Here is a 21,512-nt window from a genome sequence, read left to right on the forward strand (position 1 = left end):
AAGTGGCGCACTGATCAACGCCGCTCACACCTGAAGGTAAAAGCAACGTTGCAGAGACTATGCCTTCAAGTTTCGAAGTCAATAGTTCAACAGCTGTGAACTTTTCGCGCAGTCATGAGGAGAACGTGTTCACTTCTTGAAGGACTGAAAAGATGCTGGTCACACTAGATGTAGGGCGCACGGGGATTCACCGAAGGCGCTGCGAGATGACCTTCGACACACCGTCGCCCTGCATCGAGACGCCGTAGAGCGCGTCGGCGACCTCCATCGTGCGCTTCTGGTGCGTGATCACGATCAGCTGCGAGGACTCCTGCAGCTCCTGCATGATCCTGATCAGCCGCTGGAGGTTCGTGTCGTCGAGGGCCGCCTCGACCTCGTCCATGACGTAGAACGGGCTCGGCCGGGCCTTGAAGATCGACACGAGCATCGCAACGGCGGTCAGCGAGCGCTCGCCGCCCGAGAGCAGACTGAGCCGCTTGACCTTCTTGCCGGGCGGCCGGGCCTCGACGTCCACGCCCGTGGTGAGCATGTGGTCGGGATCGGTCAGGATCAGCCGCCCCTCGCCGCCCGGGAACAGTCGGCTGAACACGCCCTCGAACTCACGGGCGGTGTCGCGGAACGCCTCGGTGAAGACCTGCTCGACGCGCTCGTCGACCTCCCTCACCACCTGAAGCAGGTCGGCCCGCGTCTTCTTCAGATCCTCCAACTGCTCGCTGAGGAACTGGTGGCGCTCCTCCAGCGCGGCGAACTCCTCCAGCGCGAGCGGATTCACCTTGCCGAGCTGCTGGTACGCCCGCTCCGCCGCCCGCAGCCGCTTCTCCTGCTCCGCCCGCACGAACGGCCGGGGCTGGTTGCGCGGGTCCTCGGGATCCTCCGGCAGCTCCTCGCCCTCGGCGGCGGGCGACGGCGGCACCGGCTGACGCGGACCGTACTCGGACACCAGCCCCGCCGGTTCGACGCCCAGTTCCTCCAGCGCCTTCGTCTCCAACTGCTCGATCCGCAGCCGCTTCTCGGCGCCGAGCACCTCACCCCGGTGGACCGAGTCCGTCAGCTTGTCGAGTTCCGCCTTGAGGTCGCGTCCCGCGGTCCGGGCGGCGGCCAGCTCCTGCTCCCGCAGCGCCTTGGCGGCATCGGCGGCGACCCGCTCCCGCTCGGCCCGGCCTAGCGACACCTCTACATGCGCGAGCAACTGCCGCGCACCGGCGGCGACGGCCTCCGCGACGGCGGCCTCGTGCCGCAGCCGCGCCCGGCGCTGCTCGGCACGCGCGCGTGCCTCCCGTTCCGCCCGCGCGGCCCGGTCCAGCCCGTCGGCCCGACCGGCGAGCCCCTTGACCCGCTCCTCGTGCGTACGGACCTGGAGCCGCGCCTCCATCTCGGTCTGCCGCGCGTTCGCCCCGTCGGCGGCGAGCCGGTCCCGCACGGAGGTGTCGGGCTCCTCCTCCACCGGCATCTCCTCGACGACGGCCAACCGCTCGGCCAGTTCCTCGGCCTCCTCCACGGCCCTGTCGAGCGCCTCCTGCGCACGGGCGGCCGCGGCGGCGGACCGCTCGGCCTCCCCGGCCGCACCGCGCGCCTGCCCGGCGAGCCGCCCGAGTTGCTGGGCGACGGCCGACTTCTCCCGGTCGGCGGCCCGCCGCCGCTCCCCCAGCTCCTCGACAGACGCGGCGCACTCCCGGCGCCGCTCCCCCGCCATACGCTGCGCCTCGGTCAGCTCCTCGCACCGCACCGCCAGCTCCTCCAGCTCGGCGGCGGCCTGGTCGACGGAGGCCTGCACCTCCAGCAGGCTGGGCGCCCCGGCGGACCCGCCCTGCGCGAAGTGCGCCCCGAGCAGATCGCCCTCAGCGGTGACGGCGGTCAGCTCGGGCCGCGCGTAGACCAGATCCTCGGCGTCCTCCAGAGTCCCGACGACGACGACGTCCCGCAGCAGCCGCCGCACGGCGGGCACCAGCTCGGAAGGCGCACGCACCAGATCGGCGGCGAATCTCGCCCCTACGGCTCCGAGCGCGTCGTTCACGGCCTCGTCGCCCGTGGCTCCCGCCGGGGCCGGGGCCCTGTCGGCGGGCTCCTCCGGCGCTCCGGCCAGCAGGAGCGCCGCCCGGCCCGCGTCCTGTTTGCGCAGGAGGCGGATGGCCTCGGCGGCGGCGGACGGGGTGGTGACGGCGAGGGCGTCGGCGGCGGCGCCGAAGGCCGCGGCGAGCGGGATCTCGTGGCCGGGGGTGACGGTGAGGAGTTCCGCGGCCGGGCCGAGCAGGCCGGTGAGACGGTCCTTCGCGTCGAGGAGCGCGCCCGTGCCGTCCTTGCGGCGCAGGCCCATGGCGAGGGCCTCGTGGCGGGCCTGGGTGGCGGCGCGGGTGCGTTCGGCCGTGGTGACCGCCTCGCGGGCGGCGGTCAGGGCGGTCTCCGCCTCGGCGAGCCGCCGCCTGGCCTCGTCGTGCCGCTCGCCGAGTTCCTGATCGCCGGCGTCGAGCCCGTCGACCTCCGCCTTCAGGGCCTCGTACTCCTCCTGCGCCGTGACCGCCCGTTCCCGCGCCTCGTCGCGGGCGGCGGCCAGCCGGTCGATCTCGGCCTGGGCGGAGGCGGCGCGCGAGCGGGCCGCGTTGACCTGGCCGTGCAGCCGGGCGAGACCCTCGCGCCGGTCGGCGATCGCGCGGGCGACGTCCTTCAGCCTGCGCTCCTCGACGGCCAGCTCCCGCTCCAGGTCGGCGCGGTGGGAGACGGTGTCGTCGAGGGCGTGCTGGGCCGCTTCGAGGGCGGCCTCCAGTTCCGCCTCCTGCTCACGGACGCGGGCGGCCTCGCGCTCCAGGTCCTCGGGGTCACGGCCGCGCCGTTCCTCGGGAGGCGCGGAGGTGGCACTCTTCACGCGGGCGTCCGCCAGCGAGACCGTGCCGCGAACGCGTTCGGCGAGCTGGGACAGCTCGTACCAGGTCTGCTGGGCCCGCTGAAGCCGGGGCGCGAGCCGGCGGACCTCGTCCTCCAGCAGGGCCTCGCGCTGGAGTGCCTTGCGCAGCTCCTGCTCGGCGGCCTCCTTGCGTTCCTTGAGGGCGGCCTCGTCGGCGATCTCCGAGGTGAGCGCCTCGCGCAGCCGTACGAGGTCGTCGGCGAGGAGGCGCAGGCGGGCGTCGCGCAGGTCGGCCTGGATGACGGCGGCGCGGCGGGCGACGGCGGCCTGCCGGCCCAGCGGCTTCAGCTGTCTGCGCAGTTCGTCGGTCAGGTCCTGCACGCGCGCGAGATTGGCCTGCATCGCGTCGAGCTTCCTGAGCGCCTTCTCCTTGCGCTTGCGGTGCTTGAGGACACCCGCGGCCTCCTCGATGAACGCGCGGCGGCCCATGGGGTCGGCGTGCAGCACGGAGTCGAGCTGGCCCTGTCCGACGATGACGTGCATCTCGCGGCCGATGCCCGAGTCGGACAGCAGGTCCTGGATGTCGAGGAGCCGGCAGGTGTCACCGTTGATCTGGTACTCGCTGCCGCCGTTGCGGAACATGATCCGCGTGATGGTGACCTCGGCGTACTCGATGGGCAGGGCCCCGTCGGAGTTGTCGATGGTGAGGGACACCTCGGCGCGGCCCAGCGGGGGACGGCCGGTGGTGCCGGCGAAGATGACGTCCTCCATCTTGCCGCCGCGCAGCGACTTGGCGCCCTGCTCGCCCATGACCCAGCTGAGGGCGTCCACGACGTTGGACTTGCCCGAGCCGTTGGGCCCGACGACACACGTGATGCCCGGTTCGAACCGGAGTGTGGTCGCGGAAGCGAACGACTTGAACCCTCGGAGGGTCAGGGCCTTGAGGTGCACGCCGCTGGACTTTACCGCCCGGGGATGTCTCACTCCATGAACCAGCGGTTTCACCCCCGAACGCGCAGGGCAGACCAGACGTTAAGGCAGTGAAAGGATGCACGGGGGAAAGAAAGAAGGGACGCCGAAGCGTCCCTTGCAAACTCTGCAGACTTAGCGGTCCGACGCGGTTTGGTGAGCCGCCCGACCACTGCGTGTGCTGTTGTGGAGCAGTGCAGCGATCAGGTGAGCGCAGGCTCCGCCTGGTGTGCGTCGATGCTCTCCATGAACCTGTCGTGAGAAGCGGCGGCCGTGAGAGCGTCGTTCTCGGCCTGGATTCGTCCGAGCTCGTTTTCCAGGTCCTGGACGCGCTGCTGGAGCCGTCGCATCTCGGCGAGGAGTCGCGGGTCGGAGCCGCCGACGTAACCGAGAAGCGCCTTTGCCATGATGGATGGTCCTCCACACTGAGTGACCGACCGAAGCGGTGTGGGTCGTGAGGGATTCGCACCCGCGGTGTTGACTGGATCTTGTACTTCTTGCCGTTCATCCATGCCAAACAGCTAGGTGCGCGGGGTGCTTTTAGCGTCTCACCAAAAAGTTTGACGGTCAACACGATCACGCCCCGTATTGGCGGGCAACCCTGGTGCGCGCGGCCTGGAAAGGCGGCGCTGCGACTCCTCCGGGACCCTCGGGACGTGCCGATCATCCTTGCGTGCGGAGTCTGCCGATGCAAGCGATTCTCGGCGACCACCTGCCACTTTTCTGCTGGAGGCGAGTGCCGACGGCAGGCCCCCGCGCTTCCGCGGAGCGGCTCCGCGCGCGATCGTCAGCGGATCGCGAAGCCGTCGTAGCCGCCGCGGGGTGTGTCCCATATCTCTGTGACTCCGTCCACGCGGCCGGGCGTGTCGTCACTCTGGAGCCACTCCAGCAGGCCCTCGCAGCCTTTTCGGGGGCCCTCGGCGACCACCTGGACCCGGCCGTCGGCCAGATTGAGAGCAAAACCACTCAGCCCGCCGATCTCCAGCGCCTTCGCCCGCGTGAACCAGCGGAAACCCACGCCCTGCACGCGTCCGCGGACCCAGGCGACCAGCCTTACATCCTCGCTCATGGGTGCAACCTAACCAGGCAATGTCACTCGGGACACTTCCTCCCCGAGCGGCATGCGGTACCGTCCCGACCCAGTGAATCTCATATGAAACTCACTCGATCGAGTGAGTCAGGTTGACCATGAGGAGTCATGCGCCGCGCCGGCGCCGGTCGACCACGGGGGCCCCGCACACACCAGTCGACGGGGACTCCGCCCGGACCAGTTGGACGAGGAAGGCCAGAACATGGGACGCCACCGACGCTCCGCCGCCGGCCGCGCCACGGCGGCCGGCCACACCGACGGCTCGTACCCGGAAGGCCGCTCCCGGCGGGACGGGTACGGCGGCGACCACCCCACCATGGGCATCGCGCCCTACCTGAACCCGGAGGCGTACGCCGACACGGTCGCCCGGAGCCAGGAGTACCTGTTCGCCCCGGACGACCGGCGCGCGCGAACCGCCGAGGACACCGCGGCCTTCGCGCCGGACGAGTTCGCGTCGAACGGCTTCGGGTCCGACGGCTTCACGCCGGCCGGCGCTTCGCCGCGCGGTGCCGGGGGCCGGGGCGGTCCGGGCCGTCGTCGCAAGCGCAAGGCCGCTACGCCGGTCAAGACGGGTCTGCTCGGGATGTCCGCGGCGGTCGCCCTCGGCACGGTCGCGGTGGCCACGGGCGTGGTGCCCGGCCTCGACAGCTACCGGCTGGGCGGGGGCGGCGGCGCGGGCGACCGGGTACAGGCCGGCGACTCGCCCACCAACTCGGCCTCCGAGCAGGGCGGCACCTCCGGCTCCGCCGAGACCGACCGCGACGGTACGCCGACCAGCCGCGACGCCGGCCGTTCCACGTCGCCCTCTGCCTCCGCCCCGGCCTCGACCCCTGCCACGCCCTCCCCGTCGGCCTCGACGGCGTCGCCGAGCGCGTCGGCGACCACCGAGGAGCCGAAGGCCACGCCGACGAAGGAGCCGAAGGAGACCCCGTCCAAGGCGCCGACGAAGGCCCCGGAGAAGGCCAGGACGCCGGTGACGGTCTCGGCGGAGGTCCAGGCCGCGGCCGAGGTGCTGAAACTCGTCAACGAGGAACGCGCCAAGGTCGGGTGCAGTGCCGTCTCCGCGAACAGTTCACTGGCCGACCTCGCGCAGGACTTCAGCGAGGACATGGCGGCGCGGGGCTTCTTCGACCACACCGACCCGGACGGCGCCACCCCGTGGGACCGCGCCGAGAAGGCCGGCATATCCGACCTCGGCGGCGAGAACATAGCCCGCGGCCAGGCCGACGCGGCAGCCGTGATGGAGGCCTGGATGAACAGCCCCGGCCACCGCGCCAACATACTGAACTGCGACTTCAAGACCCTGGGCGTCGGTGTGCACCTCGGCTCCGGCGGTCCCTGGTGGACGCAGAACTTCGGGTACTGACACCATCGTCGTTCGACGTCTCTTCGGGGGGATGGATGAACGACCTGCTCACAGGGGCCGTCGGCGGTCTGATCGCGCTGACCGTGGCGGCCGTGTTCCAACCGGTGATGGGCAGGCTTCAGGCCGTCTCCCGGCGCGTCCACCGGATCAGGCCGGTCAGCGTCCACGTGGAGACGGACCCGTCGCTCGTCTGGGCCGGCTTCCCGAACTGGGTGCCCGCCTTCGTGTGGTTGCCCGAACGTCCCACCGGCACGACGCCCGAGCATCCGACCGACTGGCGTGCATGGGCCCTGCGACGAGGCGGGGCCGACGCCTCCCGGACGGTCCTGAAGGTCACCGTCACGGCCCGCGAAACCGCGTCCGTCGTGATCGACAGCCCCAAACTCCGCCATGAGGTGTCGCCCCTCCCACAACCACCGCCGGGCGTCGTCGCCTGCTGTCCGGTCGGTGCGCCGCCGTCACCCCCCGCAGGCTCCAGGTCGATCTCGGCATGGGGACGACCATGTGGGTGGAGGAGGACGGTTCTCCACTCCCGCCCCTCAGTCTCACCCTGTCACCGGGCGAGACCGAGCAGTTCCTCATCTACGTCGAGGCGACCTCCGGGCGCTGCACATGGCATCTGGAACTACCGGTCCTCGTGGACGGGAAGCGCCTGCTCATCCCCGTCAAGGACGGCGGCGAACCGTTCGTCACCTACGGCCTGGAGGGCTTCGTCGAACACCGGTGGTGCGACGGCGCGTGGGAAGCCCACCGGCGGTCCTAGTGTCGTGGCGGGCAACGTTTGCCCGTTGAGGAGCGGCGAACGTCGCCCGCCGCGACACTAGTGTCGCCCGGCGCCGAAGGCCGCCGCCGTCTCCGTGACCCTGCGGCCCAGGTGTTCCGCCGTGGCGAGGTCCGCCTTGTGGACGGCGTCGGGGCCCTCGTCGACATTGGTCTGGGCGGCCGCTCCGAGGAAGACGCCGAGGCGGTTGAGATCGGTGTCGGAGCCCGTGCTGCTGTTCCAGCCGGGGAGCAGGCCCAGGTTGACCCAGTGCATGCCGAGCTGCGCGGCGAGGATCTGGAAGTACTGGAGGGTGTGGAGCTTGTCGCCGCTCTTGGAACCGGAGTTGGTGAAGCCTGCGGCCAGCTTGTCCTTCCAGTCCTGGGTGGCCCAGCGGGCGGAGGTCGCCTCGGCGAAGGCGTGGAAGGCGGCCGACGCGGTGCCCATGTAGGTGGGCGAGCCGAACACGATCGCGTCCGAGCGGTCGAGCACCGCCCACTGCACCTCGGTGATCTCGTCGACCTTGATCAGGTGCGCTTCGGCACCGGCCTGGACGGCACCGGAGCGGACGGCCTCCGCGAGGACGGCGGTGTGGCCGTAGCCGGAGTGGTAGGCGATGGAGACAACGGGGGAGGTCACGTGCGTACTCCTCGGGACAGGGAAAGGGAGTCGGCGGAGCGGGTCGCCTGCTCAGCACCGATGACGAAAGGAAAGCACTAACTTTCAGTTAGTGCAACCTGTCAGTTAGCGCTGCGTTCGCGTACGCTTGTGGCATGACCGGCATTCAGGAGCGCACCGCGGAGCAGGACCTGCCGTACAACGTGTTCGCCAAGGCCTGCCCCTCGCGCGGCACGCTGGAGCACGTCACGGGACGCTGGGGCGCTCTCACCCTGGGAGCCCTGCACGAGGGCTCGCTGCGCTTCAACGAGCTGCGCCGACGCGTCGACGGCGTCAGCGAGAAGATGCTGTCCCAGACACTGCACGCGCTGGAGCGCGACGGTCTGGTGCACCGCGAGGCGCAGTCGACCAACCCGCCCCGCGTGGACTACGAGCTGACCCCCCTGGGCCACGAGGTCGCCGAGCGGCTCCTGAGCCTGATCCACCTGGTGGAAGGGCGGATGGACGAGGTCCTGGCGTCCCGCGGGCGTTACGACGGGACGCGCGGCGGCCTCTGACACCTCGGGCAGAAGTAGCTGGACCGGTTCATCCAGGGCCGTCGGCGCATAGGCGTGCCACAGCGCTTGCAGGGCAAACCCTCACGCCCGTACGCGTCCAGCGACCGGTCGAAGTAGCCCGACTCGCCGTTGACGTTGACGTACAGGCTGTCGAAGCTGGTGCCGCCGACGGCGAGGGCCGCGTGCATGACGTCCCGGACGTGGCCGAGCAGTTCGAGGGTGCGCGGGCGGGTGAAGCCGGCCGTGGGACGGTCGTAGTGGAGGCGGGAGCGCCACAGCGCCTCGTCGGCGTAGATGTTGCCGACGCCGCTGATCAGCGACTGGTCGAGCAGGGCCCGCTTGATGGTGGTGCGCTTGCGGCGGAGTGCCCGGTGGAAGGCCTCCTCGTCGAACAGCGGGTCGAGGGGGTCGCGGGCGATGTGCGCGATGACGTCGGGCAGCCCGTCGGAGGTGGTGTCGTGCAGCGACAGACCACCGAAGGTGCGCTGGTCGACGAAGCGCAGCTCGGTGGCCAGCTCGTCGGCGAAACGGACCCGGATGCGCAGGTGCTTCTCGTCCGGTGACCCCTGCGGCTGCACCAGGAGCTGACCGCTCATGCCGAGGTGCGCCAGGATCGCCTGCCCTGTGTCCTCCAGCGGCAGCCACAGATACTTGCCGCGGCGGCTCGGGACACCGACCCGGTGTCCCTTGAGGCGGTGCGTGAAGTCGTCGGCGCCGGCCGGGTGACGGCGTACGGCACGCGGGTGCAGGACCTCGGCCGCGGCGACCGTGCGATGGGCGACCCACCGCTCCAGACCGCGCCGGACGACCTCGACCTCGGGCAACTCGGGCATACGGACCCGTCACTCCTCGTGTACGGACCGAGCGCCCGCCCCTGCTGCGGGGCGGGCGCTCGGTGCACGTCAGTGCCGTCGGTACCGGCGATGCCGCTGTCGGTACCGGCAGTGCTGTTGTCAGGCGGAGGCGGACTCCTGCGCAGCAGGGCCGTCAGCGGCCACCACGGCCTGAGCCGCCTTGGCACGCTCGTCCGCCTCGGCCCGGATGGACCTCCACGCGGACTCGGCGGCCTGCTGCTCCGCCTCCTTCTTGCTGCGGCCGGTGCCGGTGCCGTACGAGACGCCTCCGACGCGGGCGGCAGCAGTGAAGACCTTCTCGTGATCGGGACCGGTCTCCGTGACCAGGTACTCGGGCACGCCGAGCCCTTCGGTCGCGGTGAGTTCCTGGAGACTGGTCTTCCAGTCCAGACCGGCACCGAGGTTCGAGGACTTCTCGATCAGCGGGTCGAACAGGCGGTGCACCAGTTCGGAGGCCGCGTCGAGGCCCTGGTCGAGATAGACCGCACCGATCACCGCTTCAAGGGTGTCGGCGAGGATGGACGCCTTGTCCCGGCCGCCCGTGCCCTCTTCACCCCGGCCGAGCCGGATGAAGGAGCCCAGGTCGAGGCCACGACCGACCTCCGCCAGCGCACGCGAGTTGACCACCGCGGCCCGCAACTTGGCCAGTTGGCCTTCGGGCAGGTCGGGGTGGGTGCGGTACAGCGTGTCCGTGACGACGAGGCCGAGCACGGAGTCCCCGAGGAACTCCAGCCGCTCGTTCGTCGGCAGACCGCCGTTCTCGTACGCGTAGGAGCGGTGGGTCAGCGCACGCACCAGAAGGGCGGACTCGAGCTGGTAGCCGAGCCGCCCTTCCAGAAGCGTGTGGGACGAGGCCGTGTTCTCCGCCTTTTTCTTGGCGACTGAATCCGCCTTGGCGTCAGACATGAAGCCTCTCACCAGCCGCTCAGACCTCGAGGACCTGGCGCTTGTTATAGGTGCCGCAAGACGGGCACGCGATGTGCTGCAGCTTGGGCTCGTGGCAGCGCTCGCACGCGACCAGGTTGGGGACCGCAGCCTTCCACTGCGACCGGCGGTGGCGCGTGTTGCTGCGCGACATCTTCCGCTTCGGAACAGCCACGGCTACTTCTCCTGCTTCTCGGCGGCGCGTGCTGATCGAGGCGCTTCGCCGCTCATCTCGTCCTTCTCGCCGTCTTCAGGTGAACCGGCGAGTCCCTGCAGTGCCGCCCAACGGATGTCGACGGCGTCGTGGTGGTGGTCCGGGGCGTCCGCCAGCCGCACTCCGCATTCGGAGCACAGACCGGGACAGTCGTCCTGGCACACCGGCTGCATCGGCAGTGCGAGCACCACCGCATCACGCAGCACCGGCTCGAGGTCGAACAAGCCGTCCTCGAGAAAGAGCCTGTCCTCGTCTTCCTCGGCGTCGTCGGCCGGTTCCGCCTTCACGCGGCCCCGGTCGTCGGCGTCAGGGTACGAAAACATCTCCTGGAAGTCCGCTTCGAGCTCCAGCTCGACCGGCTCCAGACACCTTACGCACTCCCCCTCGGCCTGCGCACGGGCGGTGCCTGTGACAAGCACGCCGTCCATGACCGACTCGAGTCGGAGTTCCAGCTTCACCGGGGCGCCTTCCGGCACTCCGATGACCCCTTGGATCCCGAGATCCGCGGGGGCTTCGATCTCACGGGACAGGCGCTGGAGCGCGCCAGGACGCCGCCCCAGCTCGTGTGTGTCGAACACGAGAGGATTGCGGTGGTCGAGGCGGGCGTTCAGGGCCATTCCTGCTTTCGATCTTCCGTGCTGTGGGGGCCGCCGCCCTCAGGTGTTGCGGGCAGCAGCGATCGCGGACCTACACGCGAACGAAGAGCCAGGATACTGGAGCATTCGCCCACAGCCCAATCCGGGTCCGGGGACCCCACCAAGGGCCCCGTCACGGACCCCGCCTCGACCCCTGTTCCGGACCTCGTCCAGGACAACGGCTCGGGGCCGGCTCCTACAGTCCGCGGCCCTGTTCGTAGGCGCGCAGCTGCTCGGCGCTGATCATGCCGGTGTCGAACAGGCTGGTCTCGTCGAGGGAGTACCCCGGCTGCTCCTGCTGGGGCGTCTGAGGCGCCTGGGGCTGCTGCTGCCCGGCCTGCTGCGGGTCGTACGGCGCCTGCTGGGTGTCGTAGCCCTGGTACGCGTACGGGTCGGCCTGCTGGTAGCCGTAGGCATCCTGCTGCTGGCCGTAGCCCTGCTGGTAGCCGCCGCCGTACGGGTCCGGCTGCTGCTGGAAGGGGGTCCCTTCCGGTCGGGCGAAGTCGAGACCGGCGGCGTACGCCTCCTGCGGCTGCTCGTACGACCGCTGGGCCGGCTGCTCGGCCGGGGTCTCCTGCTCGGTGAGGGTGACCAGGTCGGCGAGGTAGTCGGCGTCGGAGGAGTGCTGGAAGGTCGTGTGGTCGTCGGCGAGGCCGCTGAGGTCGTCGCTGGCGATCCGGCCGTGCAGCTTCTGCCGGCCGCGGCCGACGGCGTCCAGGGTCTTGGCGAGGACGCCTCGAAGGCGCCGAGCTTGACGTCGACGTAGGCGTCGGCGTCGCGGCGCAGGGTCTCGGGGTCGTGACTGCGCTCGGGGGCGTCCTCGTCCGCGTAGCCCTGCTCGTCGACGCCGGGGCCGGTACCGAGGAGCTTCTCGCGGCCGCGGCCGACGGAGCCCAGGGTCTTGGTGAGGACGACCTCGAAGTTGGCGAGCTTGGAGTCGACGTAGTCGTCGGCCTCGGCGCGGATGTCCTCGGCCTCCTTGCGGGCCTCGGCCAGGATGCGGTCGGCCTCTGCCTGGGCGCGACGGGCGATCTCGGTGTCGGAGATCAGGGAGCCGCGCTCGGCGTGCGCGGTGGAGATGATCCGGTCGGCCTCCTGGCGGGCCTGCTCGACCATCTGCTCGCGGCCGCCGATCAGCTCCCGGGCCTGGGCGAGGGAGTCGGGCAGGGCCGCGCGCACCTCTTCGAGCAGGGCGAGCAGTTCGGCGCGGTTGACCACGCACGAAGCCGACATCGGCATCGACCGGGCACTGGAGACCGCCGTGACGATCTCGTCGAGCTTCTTCTGCACGTCCACCGGTTGCTCGCCACTCTCTACAGCTGTGTTGGAGACGGACGGAACGACTGTACGGCCATGAGGTGTCCGGCGGACACCGGGTGACGGGCCGTCAGGTCCTCAGTCCTTGCGCAGCCGTTCGGCGAGTGCCTCGAGGACCGGCGGCGGGACCAGGTGGGACACGTCGCCGCCCCAGGTCGCGACCTCTTTGACCAGGGAGGACGACAGGAAACTGTAGGTGGGGTTGGTGGGGACGAACAGCGTTTCGACACCGGAGAGGCCGTTGTTCATCTGGGCCATCTGCAGCTCGTAGTCGAAGTCGCTGACCGCTCGCAGGCCCTTGACGATGGCCGGGATGTCGCGCTGTTTGCAGAAGTCGACGAGGAGGCCGTGGAAGGCCTCGACGCGGACGTTCCCGTACTCGGCGGTCACCTCGCGGATCAGGTCGATCCGCTCCTCGATCTCGAACAGGCCCTTCTTGGACTTGTTGATCATCACCGCGACGTAGACCTCGTCGTACAGACGGGAGGCGCGGGAAATGATGTCGAGATGTCCGTTGGTGATCGGGTCGAACGACCCGGGACAGACGGCGCGGCGCACTTGAGATCCCTCGCTCTCCGGTCCGGTCATCGTGCGTCTTCGCACGTAGAGGCGGCGCGACCGTACCAAAACGTTCCCTCGCCGTAACGACGGGACCGGATCGCTTCGAAGCCGTCCGGCCAGTCGAAGATGCCGCCTCTGGTGCTGCGCTCCACGGTGACGAGGGCTTCCGCCGCGAGCCACCCCTGCGAGCGGAGTGTGAGCAGGATCTCCCGAAGATCGTCGTCGGTGACGGCGTACGGGGGGTCGAGGAAGACGAGGTGGTACGGCTCCGCCGGAGGGGTCTGGATGATCTGCCGGGCCTTGCCGGCCCGGACCTCGGCGCCGGGCAGGCCGAGGGTCTTCACGTTCTCCCGGATCGTGCGGGCCGCCCGCGCGTCGGCCTCGACGAGCAGGGTGTGGCTCGCGCCCCGGGAGAGGGCCTCCAGCCCCACGGCGCCGGAGCCGGCGTACAGATCCAGGACGCGTTCGCCGTCGAGGGGGGCGCCGCCCAGCAGGGACTGCCAGGTGGAGAAGAGGGCCTCGCGTGCGCGGTCCGAGGTGGGGCGGGTGCCGGTCCCTGGCGGGACGGCCAGGCGACGTCCGCCGGCTCTGCCGGCGATCACGCGGGTCATCTTCGGTCCTTGGTCGTGGGCGTCTTTGTGTTCATTGTGGCTGGTCGCGCACACCCGGCGATAGCCGCATAAGGATTACCGCCCCGCGCTCCCGAGGCCGTCCGGCTCACCCCTTTTCCAGATACTGCTCCCTCTCCTCGTCCAGCAGGGCGTCCAGCGCCGTCCGCAGGCCGGGGAGTCCGGTCAGTTCCGGGTCCGAGGCGACGATCGCCGCCGCCTCTTCCCGCGCCTCCGCGATGATCTCCTCGTCCTCGATGACGGCGAGTACCCGCAGGCTGGTGCGGGCGCCGGACTGGGCCTGGCCCAGGACATCGCCCTCGCGGCGCTGTTCGAGGTCGATGCGGGACAGTTCGAAGCCGTCGAGGGTGGCGGCGACCGCGTCGAGGCGCTGACGGGCCGGGCTGGCCTCGGGCATCTCGGTGACGAGGAGGCAGAGCCCGGGAGCCGAGCCGCGGCCGACCCGGCCGCGCAGCTGGTGCAGCTGGGAGACGCCGAAGCGGTCGGCGTCCATGATCACCATCGCGGTGGCGTTCGGCACGTTGACCCCGACCTCGATGACGGTCGTGGCGACCAGGACGTCGGTGTCCCCCGCGGCGAAGCGCCGCATCACGGCGTCCTTGTCGTCGGGAGGCATACGGCCGTGCAGCACCTCGACCCTGAGTCCCTGGAGCGGGCCCCGGGCGAGCTGGTCGGCCACCTCCAGGACGGCGAGCGGCGGGCGCTTCTCGGCCTCGCCCTCCGGGGCCTTCTTCCCGGCCTTCCCGGGGGCGTCCTCCTCGTCACCGATGCGGGGGCAGACCACGTACGCCTGGTGGCCGCCCTCGACCTCCTCGCGGACCCGGTCCCAGGCGCGGGCCAGGAAGTGCGGTTTGTCGGCGGCGGGGACGACGTGGCTGGCGATGGGGGAACGGCCGGCCGGGAGCTGGTCCAGGACGGAGGTCTCCAGGTCGCCGAAGACCGTCATGGCGACCGTGCGCGGAATGGGCGTGGCGGTCATGACCAGGAGGTGCGGAGGCTGTTTGCCCTTGCCGCGCAGGGCGTCCCGCTGCTCCACGCCGAACCGGTGCTGCTCGTCGACCACGACCAGCCCCAGATCGTGGAACTGCACCTTGTCCTCGATCAGCGCGTGCGTGCCGATGACGATGCCGGCCTCGCCGGTGACGAGGTCGAGCAGCGCCTGCCGCCGCCCGGCGGCCCCCATCGACCCGGTGAGCAGGACGACCTTGGTGGCGTCCTCGACCCCGCCCAGCATCCCGCCCTCGGCCAGGTTCCCCATCATCTCCACGACGGACCGGTGGTGCTGCTGGGCGAGCACCTCGGTGGGCGCGAGCATGGCGGCCTGCCCGCCCGCGTCGACGACGGCGAGCATGGCGCGCAGGGCCACCATGGTGTTGTGCGTCACCGTGAAGTTGTCGGTGACGTAGGCCCGGCTCGGGTGGGCGACGCTGATGCACTGGACCGGCTTGCGTCCGACGTACTCGACGGCGCGGATTCCACGTCGGAAGGTGTCGCCCTCCGGGCGGGGGCGTACCAGGTTCGCCTTGCGGGTCAGCCGGAACGGTGGGTACCGCGCGGGCAGGGACACATGGACGTCGAAGGCGGCCGGCTTCGGCGACACCCTCGCAAGGCCGCCCAGGGAACGCACGATCCACGCGACGTCGTGCGCGAGCCTGGGCGACGCCGAACGGAACGAGACGCTCGTGCCGTCCGCGTGGACGGTGCCGTCCGTGTCCAGGAGGCCTTGCAGCAGGGCGAGACGGTTCTTGACGGAGGTGTTCTTGAACTCGTCCGGGACGAACCTCCCGCGCGCGGGGAGGCCCCACAGGTTCAGCTCCCGCAGGGCCGGGATCACGGCATCGCGGGTCCCGGGGCCGATCGTGGTCAGCCGGATGTCGTCGGGGGACGGGCCGTCCCCGAGGAACAGGCCGAACAGGTAGGGGTCCAGTGGCGGTCCCGAGTCGTCGCCGATGTCGACCGGTGTCGCCGCCGGGATGTACCACTTGGCGGATCCGTCCGCCTCGGACGTGTCCAGCCGGATGTCGCGGGTCGTCATGACCCGGGGAGCCTGTCCGCCGTGCCGACCGCGGCCCGCGCCGACGATCCAGAGGTGTTCGTCGTCGCACTCGACGGAACTGCCGTCGGACAGGACCAGGCGCCAGACGTCGCGCTCCCCTTGGGGGAAGACACCGTCGATGAGCGCGATCTCGCCGTCCGGCACGACGATCTCGTCGCCCACCGCCACATCCCCCATACGCCGGAAACCGGCCGGGGTGAGCACGAGTGAGTCGAGTGGCTGGGCCTTGCCCGAACCGACCTCACCCTGGAGCAGCCGGTGCATCGGGTGGCTCGTGGCCAGGTCGTCGAAGATCTCCTTCGAGACCTTCTGCTGGCCCTCGGTGAGGGTGAAGGGGAGCCGGTCGTCGAAGGCGGAGAGCAGGCCGTCGGGGGCGGGCTTGCGGGGGACGGCCGGGAGCTGGGCGTCGGCGTGGCGTCGGCGGGCCAGGGCGACCTGGAGGACGAAGGCCTCGTCCCACTTCAGGCGGGCGCGGGCGTCCTCGATGTCGGCCTTGGTGTGCGGGCGGTGGATCTTGAGGAGTGCCTCGGGCAGCGAGACCAGGCCGCGGCCTCGCGCAGGGAGTCCGGGAGCGGGTCGACGGCTTCCCGGGCGCTCGGCAGGACCGTCTGGATCGCCTTGCCGATCTTCCAGGACTCGAGTTTGGCGGTCGCCGGGTAGATCGGGATGAGCGCGCCCGCCCAGGTCTCGACGGTCTCGTCGGTGTCGCTGCGCAGCAGCTCGTAGGCCGGATGGGCCAGCTGGAGGCGGCGGTTGAAGAGGGACACCTTGCCGGAGAACATCGCGCGGGTGCCGGGCAGGAGTTCCTTGTGGGGTTTGTGCACGCCGTTGCCGAAGAAGACCAGCTGGAGACGGCCGCTGCCGTCCGTGATGGTGACCTCCAGGCGCTGGCCCTTGCCGCGGGGGGCCTTGGACGAGGCGAAGGTGTGCAGGCGGGCGTCGGCGACCTGGGCGACCACGGTGACGTGCTCGTCCATCGGCAGGTCGGCGAGGTGCGTGAGCTGGCCGCGCTCCTCGTATCTGCGCGGGTAGTGGTGCAGAAGGTCGCCGACGGTGTGCAGGCCGAGGTGCTCGGCCATCACCTTCGCGGTCGGTGGGCCAAGCACCTTTTTGAGCGGTTCTTCGAGCGCGGGCACGAGATCCATTGCACACCACCCCACTGACATTGCCGTATACGTATCCCGAAACCCCTGGTCAGGCGGCTCGTTCCGGCTCTAGGATGGCGCGCTCCGGCCATCCCCCGCGGTCACCGCCCCACCGGGACCGCCCGACCCCGCGCCGTCGACCCTCCCCAAGCCGCGGCGCTGCAGCGATGGACTCCCAGACCTCACCGTCATCCCAGGCATCACCGTCACCTCACACGTTCCAGGTCGACCTGCGTGGCCTGGTGGACCTCCTGTCCCATCACCTCTACTCCAGCCCCAGGGTCTATCTGCGCGAACTGCTCCAGAACGCCGTGGACGCCATCACCGCCCGTCGGGCGGAGGAGCCCGGTGCCCCGGCGCGGGTGCGGCTGTTCGCCTCGGACGGGGAGCTGCGGGTGGAGGACTCCGGTGTCGGGCTCACCGAGTCCGACCTGCACAGCCTGCTGGCCACCATCGGACGCAGTTCCAAGCGGGCGGACGGGCTGCAGGAGGCCCGCTCCGACTTCCTCGGGCAGTTCGGCATCGGGCTGCTGGCCTGCTTCGTGGTCGCCGAGCGGATACGCGTGGTCAGCCGCAGTGCCCGTACGCCCGGCGCGCCGCCGGTGGAGTGGACGGCCCGCGACGACGGTTCGTACACCGTGCGGACGCTGCCCCACGACGCGCGCCCCGAGCCGGGCACTACCGTGCACCTGGTGGCGCGGGCCGGTGCCGCGGAGTGGCTCACCGAGCGGCGGGTCCTGCAACTGGCGCGCGACTTCGGCTCGCTGCTGCCCTACGACGTCAGGGTCGGCGAGGAGGCGGTCACCGATCTGCCGGCGCCCTGGGACCGGCCGTACGCCTCTCCCGCGAACCGGCGCGTCGCGCTGGCCCGGCACTGTCACGAGCTGTTCGGGTTCACGCCCTTGGACTCGGTCGACCTGAACGTTCCGCTGGCGGGGATCCGCGGGGTGGCGTACGTGCTGCCGGCCGCGGTCAGTCCGGCCCAGCGGGCGGGTCACCGCGTGCACCTGAAGGGGATGCTGCTCACCGACCGGGCCGAACAGCTGCTGCCCGACTGGGCGTTCTTCGTGCGCTGTGTCCTGGACACCGACAGCCTGCGGCCCACGGCCTCGCGCGAGTCGCTGTACGAGGACGAGACGCTGGCGGCGGTACGGGAGGCGCTGGGCGAGCGGATCCGGGCGTGGCTGACGGGGCTGGCCGCCGGGGATCCGGAGCGGCTGGCGGCGTTCCTGGCGGTGCACCACCTGGGGGTGAAGTCCCTGGCGCGGCACGACGAGGAGATGCTGCGGACGATGCTGCCGTGGCTGCCGTTCGAGACGACCGACGGGCGGCTGTCGCTGGAGGAGTTCGCGCAGCGGCATCCGGTGGTGCACTTCACGCGGACCGTGGAGGAGTACCGGCAGGTCGCGCCGATCGCGTCCGCGCAGGGCGTCGGCGTCGTCAACGGCGGTTACACGTACGACAGCGAGCTGGTCGAGGCGCTGCCGTCGGTGCGGCCGGGGACGGTGGTCGCCGAGCTGGACGCGGACACCGTGACCGCGCACCTGGACGCCGTGGACGCGGCGGAGGAGCTGGCGCTGTCGGGTTTCCTGGCGGCCGCGCGGGCGAAGCTCGACCCGCTGGGCTGTGACGTCGTCCTGCGCGCCTTCCACCCGCTGTCGGTGCCCGCCCTGCACCTGGACGACCGGGCGGCCCGGCACGAACAGGCGCGGGCCGACGCCGAGTCGCGGGCCGACGACCTGTGGGCGGGCATCCTGGGCTCGCTGCGCGGCAGCGCCCCGCGCGCGCGTCTGGTGCTCAACCATCTCAACCCGCTGATCCGGCGGATCAGTTCCTTGCGGGACGCCGAGCTGATAGGCACCGCCACGGAGTCGCTGTACGGGCAGGCGCTGCTGATGGCGCAGCGGCCGCTGCGGCCGGCGGACTCCGCGCTTTTGAACCGGGCGTTCATCGGCCTGCTGGAGTGGGCCACGCACGGGGAAGCCACACCTGAGGAGGACGGCCGGCGATGACCGCGATCACGGACTTCGACTCCCTGCGCCGGGCGATGGCGGAGAACGGCGAGCAGCCGGAGGGCCCGGCCCGCAACGCGCGCGCGGAACTGCTGCTGGCGGAGGCCGAGAAGCTGAACATCCCGCTCGCCGTGATCGAGGCGCTCGGACACCAGCTGAAGGTCTACAACTACAGCTCCGAGAAGGACAGGATGTTCGTCCCGTTCGCGCGTCTGCTGCGCATGTGGGACGAGCGGCCCGAGGACTTCGACGCGCACGAGACGCACTCGCTGCACTGGGTCTTCAAGTGGATGTCGGCCGGCATGCTCGACCAGCCGCACATTCCGCTGGCGTCGGTGGAGAAGTGGCTCGGCGAGATGGAGCACCGCTACCGGCTCGCCGGGCACTCCGAGCGGGCCGTGCGCAGCGCGGAGTTCAGTGTGGCCGCTCATGTCGGGGACGAGGAGCGGGCGGAGCGGGCGTTCGCCGCCTGGCTGGCCGCGGACCGCGACAGCATGGCCGACTGCCACGCGTGCGAGTTGCAGGGGCAGGGCTGGTGGCGGGCCGAGCGGGGTCGGGACGCCGAGGCCCTGGAGCTGTGGGCGCCCGTGCTGGAGGGCGCGTACACGTGCGCGCACGAGCCGCACAACGCGCTCGCGTCGTCCCTGCTGCCGCTGCTGCGGCTGGGCCGCGTGGAGGAGGCGCGCGCGCATCACCTGCGTGGTTTCCGGCTGGTGCGGGCGATGGAGAGCATGCGGGGCGCGTACGCCGACCATGTGGAGTTCTGCGCGCTGACCGGGAACGAGGCGCGGGGTCTGGAGCTGCTCGCGGAGCGCCCGGCGTACTTCACGGACGAGGGGCAGCCGCGCAGCAGGCTGGACTTCCTGAGTGTGGTCGTGCTGCTCATGGAGCGGCTGTCCGTGCTGGGCCTGGGCGGGCAGCAGGTGCCCGGGCCGGCCGGGCGGGTGTGGACGGCGGCGGATCTGGCCGTCCACGCGCGCGGGGAGGCGCTCGCGCTGGCCGAGCGGTTCGACGCGCGCAACGGCACGTCGCACATCAGTGAGCGGGCACGCGCGCGGATGGCGCAGGAGCCGCTGGTGGAGCGGCTTCCGCTGGGCGTGCGGGCGGTACGGCCGCCGGCCCACGCGCTCGCTCCGCCGGCCCCGCCCGCTGCCGCCGAGGACGCGGGGGCGCCGGATCTGGCCGCGTTGCTCGCCGAGGCGCGGCGGCTGTCGGACACGTTGCGCCCGCACGCCGTGGAGGCGTGGGCGGCGGTGGCGGTGGCCGCCGAGGGGCCGAGCTGGACCCGCGCGACCGCGCGGAGATCGCCGACCACCAGGCGATGGCGCTGGGCCCGGAGGGTGCCGAAACGTTCGAGCAGGCGGCCGGGCTGTACGCGGAGGCGGGCGACCCCGGTGAGGCTCTGGCGGCACACGCGCGCGGGGCCTACGTCCGCGCGCTCGCCGGCGAGATCGACGAGGCGCTGGCCGCGGTCGCCGAGCCGTACGACCGGGTTCTGGCCCTGTACGCCGAGGGCGGCACGGAGGTGCGGCAGGCGGCGGGGGTCCTCATGGGCCGGGCGCGGATCCTGATGCGGCGCGTCCACGAGGCGGACGGGCCCGTCGCCGAGCGGGTGCTGACGGAGGCCGAGGCGGCCGTACGGGAGCTGCTCGCGCTCGTCGGGGGGCGGGCCGGGGACGACGTACGGCTCGTCGCGCGGGTCGCCGAGGGGCACGCGATGCTGGCGGAACTGGCCACGCGCGCGGGTGACGCGGAGGCGGGCGCGGAACTGTTCGCGCGGGCCGCCTCGGAGTTCGTCGGGGCGGGGCTGCCCTGGTTCGCCGTGGAGTACGAGGCCAGGCTGGCGGGGCTCGCGCACCACCTGGGCGACATGGTGGAGGCGGAGCGGGCGCTGCGGGCGGCCCTGGAGCACGGTGGCCGGTTCCTGGAGCCGGTCGGGCGGGCGCAGTTGCACCTCCAGCTCGCCGAGGTCGTCGGGGGCCGGGGGGAGGCGGACGAGGCCGCCGAGCACGCCCTGGAGGCGGCGCACTGGGCCGACGAGGCGGGCGAGGGCCCGACGCTCGGCGCGTGGGCGCGGCACCAGCTGGGCGGGTTCCTGGTGCGGCGGGGGCGGTGGGCCGAGGCCGCGGAGGTGCTGGAGTCGGCGCTGGCCGACCTGACCGCCGAGACGCACGGCGACGGGACGGTCGTGCAGACGCAGTGGTGGCTCGGCGACTGCCTGAGCGAGCTGGGCGAGCACCGGGCCGCCGCCGAACGCCGGTTGCAGGCCGCCGAGACCGCCCGGCACTGGCCCGAGCAGCACGACCACGCGACGCTGGCGCACCTGGCGGCCGAGTCACTCGGCCAGGCGGGGCTGCACGCCGAAGCGGATCAGGCGTACGCGCGCGCGGGCGACCTGTGGCGCTCCCTGGGCAACGTGCACGGGCTGGTGCGCTCCCTGAGGGCCCGCGCCTGGCTGGCGTTGCGCACCGAGGACGGCACGGACGCGGCGCGGGAGCTGATGGCGGGCGCCGTCGGGGAGTGCGCCGACGCGCTGGAGGTGGCGGACGACGAGGAGGCGCGCCTGCGGTTGGTCTTCGAGCTCGGGCACACGCACCGCCAGTTCGGTGACCTCCTGGCCCGCTCGGCCGCCGAGGACGCCGACGACGACTCGATCCGTGCCGCCATGGAAGGGGCGCTGTCCCAGATGTCGGAGGCGGTCGCGGTGTTCGCCTCCCTCGGGGACGCAGCCCTGCCGCCGCGCACCGGCGCGGAGCTGGCCGCGGGCTGGCTGGAGGCCGACCTGGGGCGTCCCGCGCGGGCAGCGGCACGCGCGCGTGCCGTGCTCAGGGCGTACGCGGACGCGGAGACCGGCCCCGACTCCGAGGGCGGGGACGAGGAGACCGTACGGGCGCGGCGGGCGGAGGCGGAGCAGCTGCTTCAGGCGGCGGAGGAAGCGACGGCGGAACGGGGATAGCCGTGCACGG

At 71.6% G+C, this 21,512-nt stretch carries 15 protein-coding genes and 3 pseudogenes; 5 read left to right on the forward strand and 13 right to left on the reverse strand.

Annotation, left to right across the window (positions count from 1 at the left end; all coding sequences use genetic code 11):
* Nucleotides 1-187: 187 nt before the first annotated feature.
* The 3 genes from smc to BM536_RS10070 form a co-directional block, all read right to left on the reverse strand.
* Nucleotides 188-3,790: a chromosome segregation protein SMC gene (gene smc / locus BM536_RS10060; RefSeq protein ID WP_094102822.1), complete on the reverse strand. Its 3,603-nt coding sequence runs from the start codon at nucleotides 3,788-3,790 to the stop codon at nucleotides 188-190.
* A 221-nt stretch (nucleotides 3,791-4,011) separates the two neighbouring features.
* Nucleotides 4,012-4,215, reverse strand: coding sequence for a hypothetical protein (locus tag BM536_RS10065; protein WP_073491170.1), 204 nt, complete (start codon nucleotides 4,213-4,215; stop codon nucleotides 4,012-4,014).
* 380 nt (nucleotides 4,216-4,595) lie between these two features.
* On the reverse strand, nucleotides 4,596-4,877 hold the full coding sequence (locus BM536_RS10070) for an acylphosphatase (RefSeq protein ID WP_073491171.1): 282 nt from the start codon (nucleotides 4,875-4,877) through the stop codon (nucleotides 4,596-4,598).
* 223 nt (nucleotides 4,878-5,100) lie between these two features.
* Here BM536_RS10070 and BM536_RS10075 point away from each other — a divergent pair, with 223 nt between their 5' ends.
* Nucleotides 5,101-6,264 carry a CAP domain-containing protein gene (locus BM536_RS10075; RefSeq protein ID WP_094102823.1) on the forward strand — a complete coding sequence of 388 codons (1,164 nt, stop codon included), beginning with the start codon at nucleotides 5,101-5,103 and terminating at the stop codon, nucleotides 6,262-6,264.
* Nucleotides 6,265-6,382: 118 nt separating this feature from the next.
* On the opposite strand, the gene BM536_RS43955 is transcribed toward BM536_RS10075, so the two are convergent.
* Nucleotides 6,383-6,517 carry a hypothetical protein gene (locus BM536_RS43955; RefSeq protein WP_281258557.1) on the reverse strand — a complete coding sequence of 45 codons (135 nt, stop codon included), beginning with the start codon at nucleotides 6,515-6,517 and terminating at the stop codon, nucleotides 6,383-6,385.
* 237 nt (nucleotides 6,518-6,754) lie between these two features.
* On the opposite strand from BM536_RS43955, the gene BM536_RS10085 reads away from it, so the two are divergent.
* A complete protein-coding gene (locus BM536_RS10085; protein ID WP_094102825.1) occupies nucleotides 6,755-7,027 on the forward strand; it encodes a hypothetical protein in 273 nt (90 codons plus the stop codon).
* A gap of 57 nt (nucleotides 7,028-7,084) precedes the next feature.
* On the opposite strand, the gene BM536_RS10090 is transcribed toward BM536_RS10085, so the two are convergent.
* Nucleotides 7,085-7,663, reverse strand: coding sequence for a flavodoxin family protein (locus BM536_RS10090; protein WP_073491173.1), 579 nt, complete (start codon nucleotides 7,661-7,663; stop codon nucleotides 7,085-7,087).
* Nucleotides 7,664-7,797: 134 nt separating this feature from the next.
* Here BM536_RS10090 and BM536_RS10095 point away from each other — a divergent pair, with 134 nt between their 5' ends.
* Nucleotides 7,798-8,199: a winged helix-turn-helix transcriptional regulator gene (locus tag BM536_RS10095; protein WP_073491174.1), complete on the forward strand. Its 402-nt coding sequence runs from the start codon at nucleotides 7,798-7,800 to the stop codon at nucleotides 8,197-8,199.
* Here BM536_RS10095 and mutM read toward each other — a convergent pair.
* The 8 genes and pseudogenes from mutM to BM536_RS10135 form a co-directional block, all read right to left on the reverse strand.
* On the reverse strand, nucleotides 8,172-9,032 hold the full coding sequence (mutM, locus tag BM536_RS10100; RefSeq protein WP_073491175.1) for a bifunctional DNA-formamidopyrimidine glycosylase/DNA-(apurinic or apyrimidinic site) lyase: 861 nt from the start codon (nucleotides 9,030-9,032) through the stop codon (nucleotides 8,172-8,174). The two genes, BM536_RS10095 and mutM, sit on opposite strands and share 28 nt — an antisense overlap.
* 120 nt (nucleotides 9,033-9,152) lie before the next feature.
* Nucleotides 9,153-9,959 (reverse strand): ribonuclease III, encoded by an 807-nt coding sequence (gene rnc, locus BM536_RS10105; RefSeq protein ID WP_073491176.1) that lies wholly within the window; start codon nucleotides 9,957-9,959, stop codon nucleotides 9,153-9,155.
* A 19-nt stretch (nucleotides 9,960-9,978) separates the two neighbouring features.
* The gene (gene rpmF / locus BM536_RS10110) at nucleotides 9,979-10,152 is read right to left on the reverse strand and encodes a 50S ribosomal protein L32 (protein ID WP_073491177.1); all 174 of its coding nucleotides are present in this window, start codon (nucleotides 10,150-10,152) and stop codon (nucleotides 9,979-9,981) included.
* 2 nt (nucleotides 10,153-10,154) lie between these two features.
* Nucleotides 10,155-10,808, reverse strand: coding sequence for a YceD family protein (locus tag BM536_RS10115; RefSeq protein WP_073491178.1), 654 nt, complete (start codon nucleotides 10,806-10,808; stop codon nucleotides 10,155-10,157).
* A gap of 214 nt (nucleotides 10,809-11,022) precedes the next feature.
* Nucleotides 11,023-12,122, reverse strand: a pseudogene (locus tag BM536_RS10120) (ATP synthase F0 subunit B).
* A gap of 99 nt (nucleotides 12,123-12,221) precedes the next feature.
* Complete coding sequence (coaD, locus tag BM536_RS10125; RefSeq protein ID WP_211362855.1) at nucleotides 12,222-12,701, reverse strand: pantetheine-phosphate adenylyltransferase; 480 nt, start codon at nucleotides 12,699-12,701, stop codon at nucleotides 12,222-12,224.
* A gap of 26 nt (nucleotides 12,702-12,727) precedes the next feature.
* Nucleotides 12,728-13,315: a 16S rRNA (guanine(966)-N(2))-methyltransferase RsmD gene (rsmD, locus tag BM536_RS10130; RefSeq protein ID WP_073491180.1), complete on the reverse strand. Its 588-nt coding sequence runs from the start codon at nucleotides 13,313-13,315 to the stop codon at nucleotides 12,728-12,730.
* A 106-nt stretch (nucleotides 13,316-13,421) separates the two neighbouring features.
* Nucleotides 13,422-16,534 (reverse strand): annotated as a pseudogene (locus tag BM536_RS10135) (helicase-related protein).
* A 167-nt stretch (nucleotides 16,535-16,701) separates the two neighbouring features.
* On the opposite strand from BM536_RS10135, the gene BM536_RS10140 reads away from it, so the two are divergent.
* Nucleotides 16,702-18,546 (forward strand): HSP90 family protein, encoded by a 1,845-nt coding sequence (locus BM536_RS10140; protein ID WP_073491181.1) that lies wholly within the window; start codon nucleotides 16,702-16,704, stop codon nucleotides 18,544-18,546.
* Nucleotides 18,543-21,502 (forward strand): annotated as a pseudogene (locus BM536_RS10145) (tetratricopeptide repeat protein). The gene BM536_RS10140 and the pseudogene BM536_RS10145 overlap by 4 nt, the downstream one beginning before the upstream one ends.
* The last annotated feature ends 10 nt before the right edge of the window (nucleotides 21,503-21,512 follow it).

It is taken from the genome of Streptomyces phaeoluteigriseus (assembly GCF_001896135.2).
GTDB lineage: Bacteria > Actinomycetota > Actinomycetes > Streptomycetales > Streptomycetaceae > Streptomyces > Streptomyces phaeoluteigriseus.

Bases quoted from the DNA above. Each gene is read 5' to 3' on its own strand.
- BM536_RS10085 (WP_094102825.1), top strand. From the start codon at position 6,755: ATGGGGACGACCATGTGGGTGGAGGAGGACGGTTCTCCACTCCCGCCC.
- rnc (WP_073491176.1), bottom strand. From the start codon at position 9,959: ATGTCTGACGCCAAGGCGGATTCAGTCGCCAAGAAAAAGGCGGAGAAC.
- BM536_RS10070 (WP_073491171.1), bottom strand. From the start codon at position 4,877: ATGAGCGAGGATGTAAGGCTGGTCGCCTGGGTCCGCGGACGCGTGCAG.
- BM536_RS10095 (WP_073491174.1), top strand. From the start codon at position 7,798: ATGACCGGCATTCAGGAGCGCACCGCGGAGCAGGACCTGCCGTACAAC.
- rsmD (WP_073491180.1), bottom strand. From the start codon at position 13,315: ATGACCCGCGTGATCGCCGGCAGAGCCGGCGGACGTCGCCTGGCCGTC.
- mutM (WP_073491175.1), bottom strand. From the start codon at position 9,032: ATGCCCGAGTTGCCCGAGGTCGAGGTCGTCCGGCGCGGTCTGGAGCGG.
- BM536_RS10115 (WP_073491178.1), bottom strand. From the start codon at position 10,808: ATGGCCCTGAACGCCCGCCTCGACCACCGCAATCCTCTCGTGTTCGAC.
- BM536_RS10075 (WP_094102823.1), top strand. From the start codon at position 5,101: ATGGGACGCCACCGACGCTCCGCCGCCGGCCGCGCCACGGCGGCCGGC.
- BM536_RS10140 (WP_073491181.1), top strand. From the start codon at position 16,702: ATGGACTCCCAGACCTCACCGTCATCCCAGGCATCACCGTCACCTCAC.
- BM536_RS10065 (WP_073491170.1), bottom strand. From the start codon at position 4,215: ATGGCAAAGGCGCTTCTCGGTTACGTCGGCGGCTCCGACCCGCGACTC.